Here is a 13,030-nt window from a genome sequence, read left to right as displayed (position 1 = left end):
TCGAACAGCCCCACTCTAGCCCGTTTCGCGTGCCTAAAGGGAGCGGCGGGCACACCCATACCAAATAGATGTATATCGTGCAACGGATTCGGCCCGGCGTTGAAGGCCGCCGGATCTTGCCCTGCGAATGCCGCTTTTGACTCGCGCTCTTGGGCCTTTACTCTTGCATTATCCTCAGCTTGCCTACATTTGTATGCAGTCGAGAAGCGCCTTCATGTTGCAGCGCACCTGCACGATCGATAGTGACACCATTGGAATTGAGCGAGGCGGCGGCGATCACAGCCAGGGTGCAAGTTTGTCCATTGCAATGAGTTGCTCGACTTCGATGCGCGGGCGGACCACCGCATACTGGTCTTCTTTGACCAACACCTCGGGGATCAGCGCGCGGGTGTTATAGGTTCCTGACTGCACTGCTCCGTAAGCACCAGCGGTCATGATCGCGAGAAGGTCGCCGGCTTGCGGCTCCGGCAGATTGCGCTCGATCGCCAGATAATCTCCTGTCTCGCAAACCGGCCCAACCACATCAGCAATCATCACCGTGGCATCCTTGGATGCTGCGCGCACCGGCATGATCTGATGATAGGCCTCGTATAGCGTGGGGCGAATGAGGTCGTTCATGGCCGCATCGATGATAACGAAATTCCGGGCATTGCCATGCTTCACGTAGATTACGCGCGTCACCAGTATGCCGGCATTGCCGACAATCATGCGGCCCGGCTCGAACATCAGCGTGCAGTCAAAATTATGGGTCACGCGCTTGACCATGTCGGCATAGGCAAGCGGTTCTGGCGGCGCCGATCGGTCCTCGTAATAGGGAATGCCAAGGCCGCCGCCAAAATCGACATGCGAGATGACGTGACCATCGGCGCGCAGCGTGGAGACAAAATCCGCCAGCAAACGGAAGGCTGTTTCCATCGGACCGAGATCGGTAATCTGGCTGCCGATATGCATGTCGACGCCGGTGACCTTTATACCGGGCAGCTTCGCCGCTCTGGCATAGACTGCACGCGCCTGGGTGATCGGAATACCGAATTTGTTCTCCAGTCTGCCCGTTGAAATCTTGGCATGAGTGCCGGAATCAACGTCAGGATTGACACGGACTGAGACGCGCGCGGTGCGGCCCGTTTCAATCGCAAGCCGGGACAGCAGGTCGAGTTCTGGTTCCGATTCAACATTGATGCAAAGAACGTCCGCAGCCAACGCCGCGCGTAGTTCGGATTCGGTCTTGCCGACACCCGAGAAGAGAATCTTGCTCGCCGGAATGTCCGCAGCGAGCGCGCGCTTAAGTTCGCCGCCGGAGACGACGTCGGCTCCCGCTCCGAGCTTTGCCATGGTTCGCAGCACCGACTGATTGGAATTCGCCTTCACGGCGTAGCAGACCAGATGGTCGGTCCCTGCGAAAGCCTCGGCAAATACGCGGTAGTGCCGTTCCAGCGTAGCCGTCGAATAACAATAGAACGGCGTGCCGACGACCTCGGCGAGCGTTGAAAGATCGACGCCCTCGGCGTGGAGCACGCCGTCGCGATAATCGAAGTGGTGCATAAAACTAGTTTCCCGAGTCCGACGTTCGCTTCACCAATGTCGCACCTTCCCTAGGGATCTTCGGATTCCGAAGGACACCGGTTGCGCTTCCGTTGTGATCTCGGCTCATAGGAGTGCAGAGACCATGAAGCAAACGTCTGAACCGCCACGGCCGCATCTCAACGTCTGTCGAGCAGCGGGTCGAGAATGAAGGATTTCTTGGTGCCCTTGGACGCCGCCGGATCACTGTTCATCCCGTAAGACGGATCGAACAAGTTGCCATTGGTTGTATTAGCGCGCTCATGATCCGCCTCCGGGGCAGCGGCTGGCGGCTGCTCCGACGCGGTCGAGGGAGGATCGAGGTTGCCCTTTCGCCCGCAACCGACGAGCGCCAGCGCGGCGGCTGTCAGAAAAAATAGTGCCCATCTCGCTGAGACGGATCTCGAAGTGCTGTTCACGGCGATTTCCCCAATCGGGGGCACCATACAAAGAATGCCCTGTTCTGGCGAGACCGGAAGACAGGGAAATTCAAGCGAAAAAAGGACGGATTCTATTTTCGCTCTTTCAGCCGCTTGAGCCAAGCCTCGGCTTGCGTTTGGACATTTTCCGGCGCGGTCCCGCCATAACTTGTCCGGCTTTTCACCGACGCCTCCACCGATAGCACGTCAAGCACGTCGCGGGTGATGCGCGGCTCCACCTCCTGCATCACAGACAGCGGCAGCTCATGCAGGGCGACGCCTTGCTCCGATGCGGCGGCGACGATTCGCCCGGTGACGTGATGCGCATCACGGAACGGCATCTTCAGCGTCCGGACCAGCCAGTCTGCGAGATCAGTCGCGGTCGCATAGCCGTCGCCGGCCGCAGCCTTCATCCGCGTCTCGTCAGGCACGAGGTCGGCGACCATGCCGGTCATGGCGCGGATCGCCAGCGAGAGCGCGCTGAACGCCTCCATCGCACCCTGCTTGTCTTCCTGCATGTCCTTTTGATAGGCCAGCGGCAATCCCTTCATCACGACCAGCAGTCCCGTGAGCGCTCCGACGACGCGACCGGTTTTGGCGCGCACCAATTCGGCAGCGTCCGGATTGCGCTTCTGCGGCATGATCGACGAACCCGTGGTGAACTTGTCGGAAAGTCGCACAAGGCCCACCAGCGGCGAGGTCCAGATCACCATCTCCTCCGCAAAACGCGACAAGTGCGTCGATGCGATCGCCGCGGCCGATAGTGTCTCCAGAACGAAATCGCGGTCGGAAACCGCGTCGAGCGAATTCGCCATCGGGCGATCGAACCCGAGTCCCTTCGCGGTGGCATGGCGATCGATCGGAAAGGATGTACCTGCCAGCGCGGCCGCTCCAAGCGGGCTCTCGTTCAAACGCTTGCGCGCATCGGCGAAGCGCCCGCGATCACGGGCTGCCATTTCGACATAGGCCAACAGATGGTGACCGAAGGTCACCGGCTGGGCGGTTTGCAAATGCGTAAAACCAGGCATCACCGTCCCTGCAAACTCCAGCGCGCGCGTCGCCAGAACCTGCTGAAAGGCATCGAGCGCAGCGTCGGTCTCGTCGATGACGTCGCGGACATAGAGGCGGAAATCGGTCGCGACCTGATCGTTACGAGAGCGCGCGGTATGCAATCGTCCCGCCGCGGCACCGATCAGTTCCCCGAGTCTGCTCTCCACATTCATGTGAATGTCTTCGAGCGCTCGCTTGAAGTCGAAGGATTCGTTGCGGATCTCTGACAAAATCGTGTCTAGACCCTTGCCTATTTTTTTCGCATCATCCGCCGCGATGATGCCTTGAGCGGCAAGCATCTCAGCATGGACCTTTGACGCGGCGATATCCTGGGCGTAGAGGTGGCGATCCACGTCGATTGAGACATTGATCTCCTCCATGATCGCATCGGGTCCTTCGCCGAACCGGCCGCCCCACATCTTGTTGCTCATGCCGCGCGCTCATTTTCATCATGCTTGCCGGACGATCGATCCCGTCCGGTTGGTGTAGTCGTCTGAAGCCGACGCCTGCATACCCGTATCTTATACAGGATGACAAACGATATGACCGATACCCCCACGCCGCCTCATCGCGCCGAAAGCAGGCTTCCCATAGGCCCGTTGGTCGCAGTCGCTATCGTCGTAGGGGTTACGGCCACGCTTTTAGGTATCGGTCACCTCAGGAACGCGAAGTCCGCCGCTCACGCCTTCGTACCCTGCGGTACGGCGGTGGAACTGTCCAAAAGGCTCGCCCCGCAGGCCACAGGCGAAGTGGCTTCCCTGACCATGGCATCGAAACCGCGTCAGATGCCGGACCTGGCCTTTACGGATGGCGACGGCCAACCCAGGAAGCTTTCGGACTGGCAAGGGAAGATCGTTCTCCTGAACCTCTGGGCAACTTGGTGTGTGCCTTGCAGAACGGAAATGCCAGCTCTGGACCGACTTCAGGGCAAGCTTGGCAGCGATAAATTCGCCGTGGTCGCGATCAATATCGACACCCGCGACTCCGACAAACCAAAGGCTTTTTTGAAAGACGCCAACCTAACTCATCTGGGCAATTTTCACGACGACAAAGCGTCCGTTTTTCAGGCGCTCAAGAGCGTTGGCATGGCGGTCGGAATGCCTACCTCGGTGCTAATCGACGGCCACGGTTGCGAAATCGGCAACATGGCCGGACCGGCTGAATGGGACAGCCCCGACGCGATCAAACTGATTGAGGCATCGTTGGCGCCATAAGCCCAGCTCACCACTGACCGGCAAGCACAACAACGAACGGACGGGTCCGGATACCCGCACCTGCGGCTCCCCTGAGCGCAACGGAAAGGAATTCCCATGCAGTATGTTGACGGATTCATCGTTCCGGTGCCGAAGAAGCGTCTCAATGCCTACCGCACGATGGCACGAAAGGCCGCCAAGGTCTGGCGCGAGCACGGCGCGCTGGATTATCGCGAATGCGTGGCGGAGGATGTCAAGGTCGGCAAGTGGACGTCGTTTCCGCGCAGCGTGAAGCTGAAGCCGGGCGAAACGGTGGTGTTTGCCTGGATTACCTACAAGTCGCGCAAGCATCGCGACAGGGTCAACACCAAGGTAATGAAGGACCCGCGCCTCGCTGACATGATGGATCCGAAGGCGATGCCGTTCGATGCCAAGCGTATGATCTATGGCGGCTTCGAGGTGTTCGTCAGCGCGTGATCGACGCAGATGCAAAGGAAGAATCCAATGACAGGACATGGTCACTTTCACTGGACTGAATTCGTCACCCGCGACCCGGAAAGATTCAAGACATTCTACGCCCGAACGGTCGGATGGACCTATGAGGCACAGACTCAACCGGATGGCGAATGCTACTGGGTGGCGCTAGCGAATGGCGAGCCGGTCGGCGGCATCTTCCCTACCAACCGTCCCGGCCTGGAGGGCGTTCCCGATGGCTGGATGCCGTATCTCGCCGTCGATGACATCGATGCGCGGGTCGCGAAGGCGGTGGCCGCCGGCGCGCAATTGATGAAACCGATTTTCGAAGTTCCAAACGTTGGCCGCATGGCCATCCTGATGCAGCCAGGCGGCGTCGGTGTCGGCTGGATCACACCGACACAGAACCAAAGCCCGAAATCGACCTAAACTGAAACGTCAAGATGACCGCCGATGCCCGGCGCGTTGTTCTTTGCCGGGTTGGTTTGCGATGGGACGAGCAACTGAAGCACCTGCGCCTGGGCGTCGAGGCTCATCTTCATGACCCGGGTCGCAATCTGCGATTGCGTATTGGCCGCCATCATGCCGGCCGCTGCTGCAACTAAACCTACATACATGTGGACAGCTCCACGGCCCGTTCTAGACGCGTTTTCGAACGAAGTGGATACCGGTTCGCGTGAAGAAAACGCATCAAATCAAAACATAGAGTCTTTCACCGTTTCCGTGAAAGGGTGAAAGACTCTAGCGAACTGTGGTTAACAAGTCCTAGCGGAACGATTAGCGCGTGGGAACCGGCTTTTCACCGCGATAGTCGTAGAAGCCGCGCTGGCTCTTGCGCCCGAGCCATCCAGCCTCAACGTACTTCACCAGCAACGGACAGGGCCGATACTTGGAGTCGGCGAGTCCTTCGTGCAGCACCTGCATGATAGACAGGCAGGTGTCGAGCCCAATGAAGTCGGCGAGTTCAAGTGGACCCATCGGGTGATGCGCGCCGAGCCGCATGGCGGCATCGATCGCCTCGACGTTACCCACGCCTTCATACAAGGTGTAGATAGCCTCGTTGATCATCGGCAGCAGAATGCGGTTGACAATGAAAGCCGGAAAGTCCTCCGACACGGCAATCTGCTTGCCGAGCTTAATGACGAATTCCTTGGCCGTATCGAATGTCGCATCGCCGGTCGCGATGCCCCGGATGAGTTCGACCAACTCCATCAGCGGCACCGGATTCATGAAATGAATGCCGATGAACTTTTCCGGCCGATCTGTCGATGCGGCCAGCCGCGTAATCGAGATCGATGACGTGTTGGAAGCGACGATGGCCTCGGGCTTGAGCACCGTGCACAGATTAAGAAAAATCTTCCGCTTCACTTCCTCCTTCTCGACGGCGGTTTCGATCACCAGATCGCAATCCGCCAACCCGTCGAAAGTTTGGGTTTGCGAAATCCGCGAAAGCGCTTTTTCGCGATCGTCGTCGGTAATGATCTTCTTCAAGACCTGGCGGGACAGGTTCGCGTTGATCGTCGCCATGGCCGAGTTGAGCTGATCGGCGGAAACATCGTTGAGCACGACGTCGAACCCCGAAAGAGCGGTCACATGCGCAATGCCGTTGCCCATCTGGCCCGAACCGATCACGCCGACTTTTCTAATCATTGCCGCATCTCGTCATCTCACCGGTCCTGAACCGCGCAGACCGCGGCGCACTCCATTCTTGCACAAACCCCGGCTGAAGTCCGTTGCTCCGGGAGCACTCCTCGGATCATCGTTAGCGGTCTAGCTTTCCCAGTTCTTCCGTAAGTTCAGGAACCGCCTGATACAAGTCAGCCACCAGGCCGTAATCCGCAACCTGGAAAATAGGCGCATCCGCGTCCTGGTTGATCGCCACGATGACCTTGGAGTCCTTCATACCGGCGAGATGCTGGATCGCACCGGAAATGCCGACGGCGATATAAAGGTCCGGCGCCACTACCTTGCCCGTCTGCCCGACCTGCCAGTCATTTGGCGCGAACCCCGCGTCCACGGCGGCTCGCGACGCACCAACGCCGGCGCCGAGCTTGTCCGCCAGCGGCTCAATATACTTGGTGAAGTTCGCGCTGCTGCGCATGCCGCGGCCTCCGGAGACAATGATCCTCGCCGAGGCCAATTCCGGGCGGTTATTCCTGGCAACCCGCTCGCTGACGAAACTCGATAACACCGGATCAGCCACCGCGGCGATGGTCTCCACTGGGGCGCTACCGCCCTCACCGGCCGCGGCAAAGGTCGAGGTCCGCACCGTGATGACCTTCTTGGCATCCCTGGACTTGACCGTCTGAATCGCATTGCCCGCGTAGATCGGCCGTTCAAAGGTATCGGGCGCGACCACCTTGATGATTTCCGAGATCTGCATCACGTCGAGCAACGCCGCAACGCGCGGCATCACATTCTTGAAACGAGAGGTTGCCGGCGCAATCAATGCATCATAACCAGACGCCAAGGAGCGGATCAGCGCGGCGAGCGGCTCGGCGAGATCGTGGCCATAGGCCGGGTTATCCGCAAGCAGCACTTTCGCGACGCCCTTCAGTCTCGCCGCGCTCTCGGCGGCGCCCTTGGCGTTCTCACCCGCGACAAGCACCTCGACCGGCGAGCCGAGCTGAATGGCAGCGGTCAGTGCCTTGCTCGTGACATCCTTCAACGACGCGTGGTCATGTTCGGCGATCAGCAACGTGGTCATCAGATTACCCCGGCTTCGTTCCTGAGCTTGGACACCAGCTCGGCGACATCCTTGACCTTGACGCCCGCCTTGCGGCCCGGAGGTTCGGTGGTCTTGAGGATTTCAAGGCGCGGCGCGAGATCAACGCCGTATTGGTTGGCAGCCCTCACGACGATCGGCTTCTTTTTCGCCTTCATAATGTTCGGAAGACTGGCATAGCGTGGCTCGTTGAGCCGCAGATCCGTCGTCACGATCGCAGGCCTTTTCAGCCTGACCGTCTGCAGCCCGCCATCCACTTCGCGTGTCACATTGAAATAGGTCCCATCGACCTCGAGCTTTGACGCAAAGGTTGCCTGCGCCCATCCAAGTAGCCCCGCCAGCATCTGACCGGTCTGATTTGAATCGTCGTCAATGGCCTGCTTGCCAAGAATGATCAGCCCGGGGCCTTCCTCTTCGACAACTGCCCTGAGAATCTTGGCAACCGCCAGCGGTTCGACAGGTTCATCGGACGTGACAAGGATGCCTCGGTCGGCACCCATGGCGAGGCCGGTGCGGATCGTGTCCGCGGCCTGAGACGGGCCAATCGACACCAATACGACTTCGGCGGCCTTGCCGGCTTCCTGAAGGCGCAAGGCTTCCTCGACCGCTATTTCGTCGAACGGATTTATCGACATCTTGACGTTAGCAAGCTCGACGCCAGATCCGTCGCCCTTGAGGCGGATCTTCACATTGAAATCGACGACCCGCTTGACCGGCACCAGAATCTTCATCGACCTCTCTCGAACCGAGCGTTGGTTGGATCAACCGCGAGTGTGAGCTTCGGCGCGGAACCTAAAGGTCCGGTTTCCAGTGGTCAACGCGGGAAGACCAAAAAACGCGTCCTCGATGATCCCGGCGCAGGCAGGCTATCGGGCCGCAATCATCTATTTTGACCGGGCACCCAGAGCACGTCGCCCGCGCCCTTGGCGTTCATAAAACGGCTGGCCACAAATAGAAAATCCGACAAACGGTTCATGTATCTTACGGCGGCATCGCTGACCGGTTCACCGGGCTGCGCAGCGAGTTCCACCATCATGCGTTCCGCGCGGCGACAAACGGTTCGCGCCGAATGGAGATACGCCGCGGCGGGCGTTCCCCCTGGCAGCACGAACGATGTCAGATCGGGCAGCCCTGCATTGAGGCTGTCGATATCGTTCTCCAGACGCACGACCTGGCTGGACACCACGCGAAGCCGCTCGGCTTTGCCCTCGCGTTGAGGCACCGCAAGGTCAGCGCCGAGATCGAACAGATCGTTCTGAATGCGGCCCAACATCCCATCAAGATCGGGCGCGCCGGAAAGATGCAGCCGGACCACGCCGATCGCGGCGTTGGTCTCGTCAACAGTCCCGTAGGCGCCGACACGGAGATCGTATTTCGGGCGTCGCTCACCGGTGCCGAGCGCGGTCGTGCCGTCGTCACCTGTGCGTGTGTAGATTCGGTTGAGAACGACCATCGGTGCTCCGGTGCCAGGCTATCAATCCGTCACTGCCCAAGCATCCAGATCGTCACCATGGTGATGATGATCGCAACGAACTGCAGGACAACCCGCATTCGCATAAGCTTCTGCGAGAGGTTGGGATTGCCCCCGCGCATCATGTTGACCAGACCCATCACCAATACGGTAGCGACCGAGGCCACCGCGAAGGGAACCAATACCATGCTGAAAAACACTGTCATGGTTCATACATATCATCGCAACCGCGGCTGCGCCATTGTTGGCAACGAGATTCAGTTCCGCGCAACAATCTGGTCTTTTATGTATTGATATCAGATAGTAAACGGCGCCGAGGCGGCGCCCCTCGACGTTGTCAGGGTGAAACGTGAGACAAATCCGATACCTCTGTCTGGTCGGAATGGACGCCTTCTACACGTTTCTTGCCGACGACGGCTGGGCAATCGCAAGCCATATCGCGCTATCGGCGCTGATGGCGCTATTCCCGTTTCTGATTGTCCTGACGTCCCTGGCGGGCTTCTTCGGATCCAAGGAGCTCGCCGACCAGGCGGCAGACCTGATGCTACAGATTTGGCCGGATCAGGTCGCCAATACGTTGTCGCGCGAAATCCATGACGTGCTGACGACAACGCGCGGCGATGCGCTGACAGTCGGTCTCGTGCTCGCGGTCTACTTCGCGTCGAACGGCGTCGAAAGCCTGCGGGTCGCCTTAAACCGCGCCTATGCGGTGATCGAGATGCGCCGCTGGTACTGGCTACGACTGGAATCGATCGGATATACGCTGGTGGCCGCGGTGACAACGTTGGCGATGGCGTTCCTGATCGTGCTCGGTCCGTTGATCATCGCCGCCGCGAAACGCCATATCCCGCTGATCGTCGAATCGAATGAGAGTCTGCTCAATCTCGCCCGCTATGGCATTACCATCCTTGCGATGTTTGCCGCGCTGCTGATCCTGCACGCGTGGCTGCCGGCGGGTCGGCGATCCTTTCTGCAGATCATCCCCGGCATCATCTTCACCATGCTGGCCTCACTGATGTCGGGCGTCGGCTTCGGCCTCTATCTTGCACGCTTCGCCAACAATTACGTCACAATGTATGCGGGCCTCGCATCGGTCGTCATCGCGCTGGTGTTTCTCTATTTCATCGCCGCGATCTTCGTTTTCGGCGGCGAACTGAACGCGGCGATCATCAAGTCGAGGTTGCCGCGCGGCGTTTCGCTTCAAGCAGCGCAGTCGCTAAAGCCCGAGGAGAAACAGGCTTGACCAGAAACGCGTCGCCGCCGGCTGCGCGCGATGCCGCCTCATCGTCACTCCTGCCGGACACGCCGATGATGGCAACGCGCCCCACGGGCGCTTCAAGCGCCCGGATACGTCCGATCGCCTCAATCCCAGTGATCCCAGGCAGCACCATATCCATCAGCACTGCATCGAATCCTCCTTGCGCGATGCGCTGAACGGCATCCTCGCCTCGTCCAACGAACTCGGCTTGATGGCCAAGCTCGGTGAGAATTGTGTTGAGCACGACGCGCCCGAACGGATTATCCTCAACGCTGAGAACGCGGAGTCCGCTCGAAACATCCGAAGACCTATCGAGGTCGTCGCCAGACTTGATCGCTACCGGTCCCTTTGCTGGCGTCAGCAGAACGGTGAAGGTGAACGTGGTGCCGCCGCCGCGCCGCTGCGTCGCCGTGACATCTCCGCCCATCGCGCGCGCCAGTTGCTTCACCGAGGAAAGCCCGAGGCCGGCGCCTCCGAAGCGCGATGCGATAGAGACATTGGCCTGCGAGTACGGCCGGAACAGCCGCCGGATTTCGGCGAGAGACAAGCCAATCCCGCTATCGGATACCGCGAAGGTCACGCCGATTTGTTCTCCTGACCGCCGCGGCGCCATAACCTTGAGGACGACGTCACCCTGCTCGGTAAACTTGACCGCATTGTCGATGAGATTCTCCAGCGCCGCGCGCAGGCGAACGGCATCGCCGGTCACGAACACCGGCAATCTGTCCGAAATTTCGACAGCAGAGCGCAAACCCTTGGCCGTTGCGCGGCCGGCCAGCGAATCGCCAGCGTTGCGCGCCAACGCGCGCAGATCGAAGAAATCCTGCCGTCCGCCCGGCGCCGAACGGCGGCTTCGCGCCGCATCGACGAACAACGTCGCCAGACTGGCGAGATGGTCAGCGCCGGCCTTAATGGTCTCAACCCAGCGCCGCTCGCGCTCGCCGAGATCGGAGGTGGCGAGCAGATCACTGATGGCGAGAATCCCGGTGAGCGGTGTACGCACCTCATGCGCAAACGCGGCGAGCGCATCCTCGACGACGCCAGACGTTGATTGAGAAGACGGCCGCCTGGTCTTTGCAAGCTTCGAGGACTTCTTCAGAGCCCGCTTTCTCGCCGGTCGCCTTTTAGGCTTCGGCGACCTGCGCAACCCGCGCGATGTCGGCGCCATGATTTTGCTTTCCCCACCCCGCGCCAGCATGCCACGGCTCGAACGCGCGAGTCACGTCGGGGATGGTTTGTCGTGCAAAGATGCTTTACGGCCAACCAACGCAGCCGCGTTGCGGCAGTTTCAAGGCAGGCCGACAAAGCTACGGACCTTCCCGGGCGTCATTCCACGGGTGCGTAGCTCCCCCAACCCGATCGCCTCTGACGACTTGGACAACTTCTTCCCGTCGCTATCGCGGATTAGATCGTGGTGGTTGTAAACCGGCTGCGGCAAGTCCAGGACTTTTTGCAGCAGCCGGTGCACGGCGGTCGACCCGAACAGGTCCTGCCCGCGCATCACGTCGGTAATCCCCTGGAGCGCATCGTCGATCACAACCGACAAATGATAGCTGGTCGGAATGTCTTTGCGGGCGAGAATGACATCACCCCAGACTTCTGGCCGCGCGAGAACCTCGCCGGTCTCCCCGTCCGGGCCGGAGCCCCGCTCGATCCACGTGAGACGGCCTGCGAGCCGGCACGCCGCCTCCATATCCAGACGCAACGCGAAGGGCGCGCCGGACCGCAGCCGCCGTTCGCGCTCAGTGGCCGCGAGCGATTTCGCTATACCCGGATAAAGTGGTACGCCATCGGGATCGCGCGGCCAGGCGCCATCTACTTCGCGAGCTTTGACGAGCGCCGCAATCTCGGCGCGGCTCTCGAAACTCGGGTAAAGCACTCCAAGCATAGCGAGGCGGTCGAGTGCTGCGCGATAATCGGCAAGGTGCTCTGACTGCCGCCGCACCGGAATCTCCCATGAAACGCCAAGCCAGGCGAGGTCTTGGTAGATCGCCGTTTCAAACTCGGGACGGCACCGGGCTGCATCAATGTCCTCTATCCGCAGCAGAAATCGGCCTTTCCTCCGCCGGGCGGATTCAAAATTCAAGAGCGCCGAAAAGGCGTGTCCGAGATGCAGAAAACCATTCGACGACGGTGCAAAACGGAGAACGGGTGGCGGCATTGATCTTTGCTTGCATAACCGACCGTGACGCTGAAGTACTAACGAATGACGGTTCGCCTGGAAACCCAATCCGATCTTGACGACGCGGTCAGCGCGTTGGCGAAGCAGGATTCGCGGCTGAAACCGATCCTCGCGCGCACCGGCCTTCCTGCCCTGCGCCGGCGCGAGCCTGGTTTCGAAGGCCTCGCCGCAATTGTCTGCGGCCAGCAATTGTCCACCGCAAGCGCCGGCGCGATCTGGGGACGACTCAGAGCCGCCTTCGAGCCGTTCCATCACGACGCGATTCGCACGGCACGCGCCGACCGACTCGGCCGGCTGGGATTGTCGGCGGCAAAGATCGCCACGCTGAAGCTGCTCGCGCGCGAGATCTCGGCGAGCCGGCTCAACCTGGACGTGCTCGCCGAAGAGGACGCCGACGCCGCGCATGCGACGCTGGTCCGGCACCGCGGCATCGGACCGTGGACTGCTGACGTTTATCTGCTGTTCTGCCTTGGCCATGGCGATGCCTGGCCCGCCGGCGACGTCGCGCTCCAGGAGGCGGTCAAGGTCGGCCTCGGGCTGACGAACCGGCCGACGCCGAAACAGATGGCTTCGCTCGCGGAGCCATGGCGACCCTTGCGCGGCGCTGCAGCGCATTTGTGGTGGGCATACTATAAGGTTATCAAGCGTAGAGAAGGTATCGTTCCCGAACCGAAGTAGACGAGGTTTGGCTTCGGCAG

At 60.3% G+C, this 13,030-nt stretch carries 16 protein-coding genes; 5 read left to right on the top strand and 11 right to left on the bottom strand.

What is annotated here, in order from left to right; translation table 11 throughout:
- Positions 1-276: 276 nt before the first annotated feature.
- The 3 genes from lysA to argH all read right to left on the bottom strand — a co-directional run bounded on the left by lysA (position 277) and on the right by argH (position 3,460).
- On the bottom strand, positions 277-1,542 hold the full coding sequence (lysA, locus tag ACM561_RS04860; RefSeq protein WP_425908479.1) for a diaminopimelate decarboxylase: 1,266 nt from the start codon (positions 1,540-1,542) through the stop codon (positions 277-279).
- A gap of 158 nt (positions 1,543-1,700) precedes the next feature.
- A complete protein-coding gene (lptM, locus tag ACM561_RS04855) occupies positions 1,701-1,979 on the bottom strand; it encodes an LPS translocon maturation chaperone LptM (protein ID WP_425908477.1) in 279 nt (92 codons plus the stop codon).
- A 92-nt stretch (positions 1,980-2,071) separates the two neighbouring features.
- Complete coding sequence (gene argH, locus ACM561_RS04850; protein ID WP_425908475.1) at positions 2,072-3,460, bottom strand: argininosuccinate lyase; 1,389 nt, start codon at positions 3,458-3,460, stop codon at positions 2,072-2,074.
- 99 nt (positions 3,461-3,559) lie between these two features.
- On the opposite strand from argH, the gene tlpA reads away from it, so the two are divergent.
- The 3 genes from tlpA (at position 3,560) to ACM561_RS04835 (ending at position 5,125) form a co-directional block, all read left to right on the top strand.
- Entirely contained in the window at positions 3,560-4,243 is a 684-nt protein-coding gene (gene tlpA / locus ACM561_RS04845) for a thiol:disulfide interchange protein TlpA (protein WP_425908473.1), read from the top strand.
- 96 nt (positions 4,244-4,339) lie between these two features.
- Positions 4,340-4,699, top strand: coding sequence for a DUF1428 domain-containing protein (locus ACM561_RS04840; protein ID WP_079447869.1), 360 nt, complete (start codon positions 4,340-4,342; stop codon positions 4,697-4,699).
- Positions 4,700-4,726: 27 nt separating this feature from the next.
- Positions 4,727-5,125, top strand: a complete 399-nt coding sequence (locus ACM561_RS04835; protein ID WP_425908471.1) for a VOC family protein — start codon at positions 4,727-4,729, stop codon at positions 5,123-5,125.
- Here ACM561_RS04835 and ACM561_RS04830 read toward each other — a convergent pair.
- From ACM561_RS04830 to ACM561_RS04805, 6 genes are all read right to left on the bottom strand, one after another.
- Positions 5,122-5,313 (bottom strand): YjfB family protein, encoded by a 192-nt coding sequence (locus ACM561_RS04830; RefSeq protein WP_425908469.1) that lies wholly within the window; start codon positions 5,311-5,313, stop codon positions 5,122-5,124. The two genes, ACM561_RS04835 and ACM561_RS04830, sit on opposite strands and share 4 nt — an antisense overlap.
- A gap of 160 nt (positions 5,314-5,473) precedes the next feature.
- Positions 5,474-6,346, bottom strand: a complete 873-nt coding sequence (locus ACM561_RS04825; RefSeq protein ID WP_309774847.1) for a 3-hydroxybutyryl-CoA dehydrogenase — start codon at positions 6,344-6,346, stop codon at positions 5,474-5,476.
- A 112-nt stretch (positions 6,347-6,458) separates the two neighbouring features.
- Complete coding sequence (locus ACM561_RS04820) at positions 6,459-7,403, bottom strand: electron transfer flavoprotein subunit alpha/FixB family protein (RefSeq protein ID WP_425908467.1); 945 nt, start codon at positions 7,401-7,403, stop codon at positions 6,459-6,461.
- On the bottom strand, positions 7,403-8,152 hold the full coding sequence (locus tag ACM561_RS04815) for an electron transfer flavoprotein subunit beta/FixA family protein (protein WP_425908465.1): 750 nt from the start codon (positions 8,150-8,152) through the stop codon (positions 7,403-7,405). Before ACM561_RS04815 ends, ACM561_RS04820 begins: the two co-directional genes overlap by 1 nt.
- A gap of 149 nt (positions 8,153-8,301) precedes the next feature.
- Entirely contained in the window at positions 8,302-8,874 is a 573-nt protein-coding gene (locus ACM561_RS04810; RefSeq protein ID WP_425908463.1) for a cob(I)yrinic acid a,c-diamide adenosyltransferase, read from the bottom strand.
- Positions 8,875-8,903: 29 nt separating this feature from the next.
- Positions 8,904-9,098 carry a twin transmembrane helix small protein gene (locus tag ACM561_RS04805; RefSeq protein ID WP_425908462.1) on the bottom strand — a complete coding sequence of 65 codons (195 nt, stop codon included), beginning with the start codon at positions 9,096-9,098 and terminating at the stop codon, positions 8,904-8,906.
- 143 nt (positions 9,099-9,241) lie between these two features.
- Here ACM561_RS04805 and ACM561_RS04800 point away from each other — a divergent pair, with 143 nt between their 5' ends.
- Positions 9,242-10,135, top strand: a complete 894-nt coding sequence (locus tag ACM561_RS04800) for a YihY/virulence factor BrkB family protein (RefSeq protein ID WP_425908460.1) — start codon at positions 9,242-9,244, stop codon at positions 10,133-10,135.
- Here ACM561_RS04800 and ACM561_RS04795 read toward each other — a convergent pair.
- Positions 10,062-11,318: an ATP-binding protein gene (locus ACM561_RS04795; protein WP_425908458.1), complete on the bottom strand. Its 1,257-nt coding sequence runs from the start codon at positions 11,316-11,318 to the stop codon at positions 10,062-10,064. The two genes, ACM561_RS04800 and ACM561_RS04795, sit on opposite strands and share 74 nt — an antisense overlap.
- A 120-nt stretch (positions 11,319-11,438) precedes the next feature.
- Complete coding sequence (gluQRS, locus tag ACM561_RS04790) at positions 11,439-12,311, bottom strand: tRNA glutamyl-Q(34) synthetase GluQRS (protein WP_425908456.1); 873 nt, start codon at positions 12,309-12,311, stop codon at positions 11,439-11,441.
- A 45-nt stretch (positions 12,312-12,356) separates the two neighbouring features.
- Between gluQRS and ACM561_RS04785 the strand changes: the two genes are divergently transcribed.
- A complete protein-coding gene (locus ACM561_RS04785) occupies positions 12,357-13,010 on the top strand; it encodes a DNA-3-methyladenine glycosylase family protein (protein ID WP_425908454.1) in 654 nt (217 codons plus the stop codon).
- Positions 13,011-13,030: the final 20 nt, after the last annotated feature.

The sequence above is a fragment of the Nitrobacter sp. TKz-YC02 genome (assembly GCF_049852135.1).
Classification (GTDB): domain Bacteria; phylum Pseudomonadota; class Alphaproteobacteria; order Rhizobiales; family Xanthobacteraceae; genus Nitrobacter; species Nitrobacter vulgaris.
Note: the sequence above shows the minus strand (reverse complement) of the source record. Positions and strands in the feature narration are given on the sequence as shown.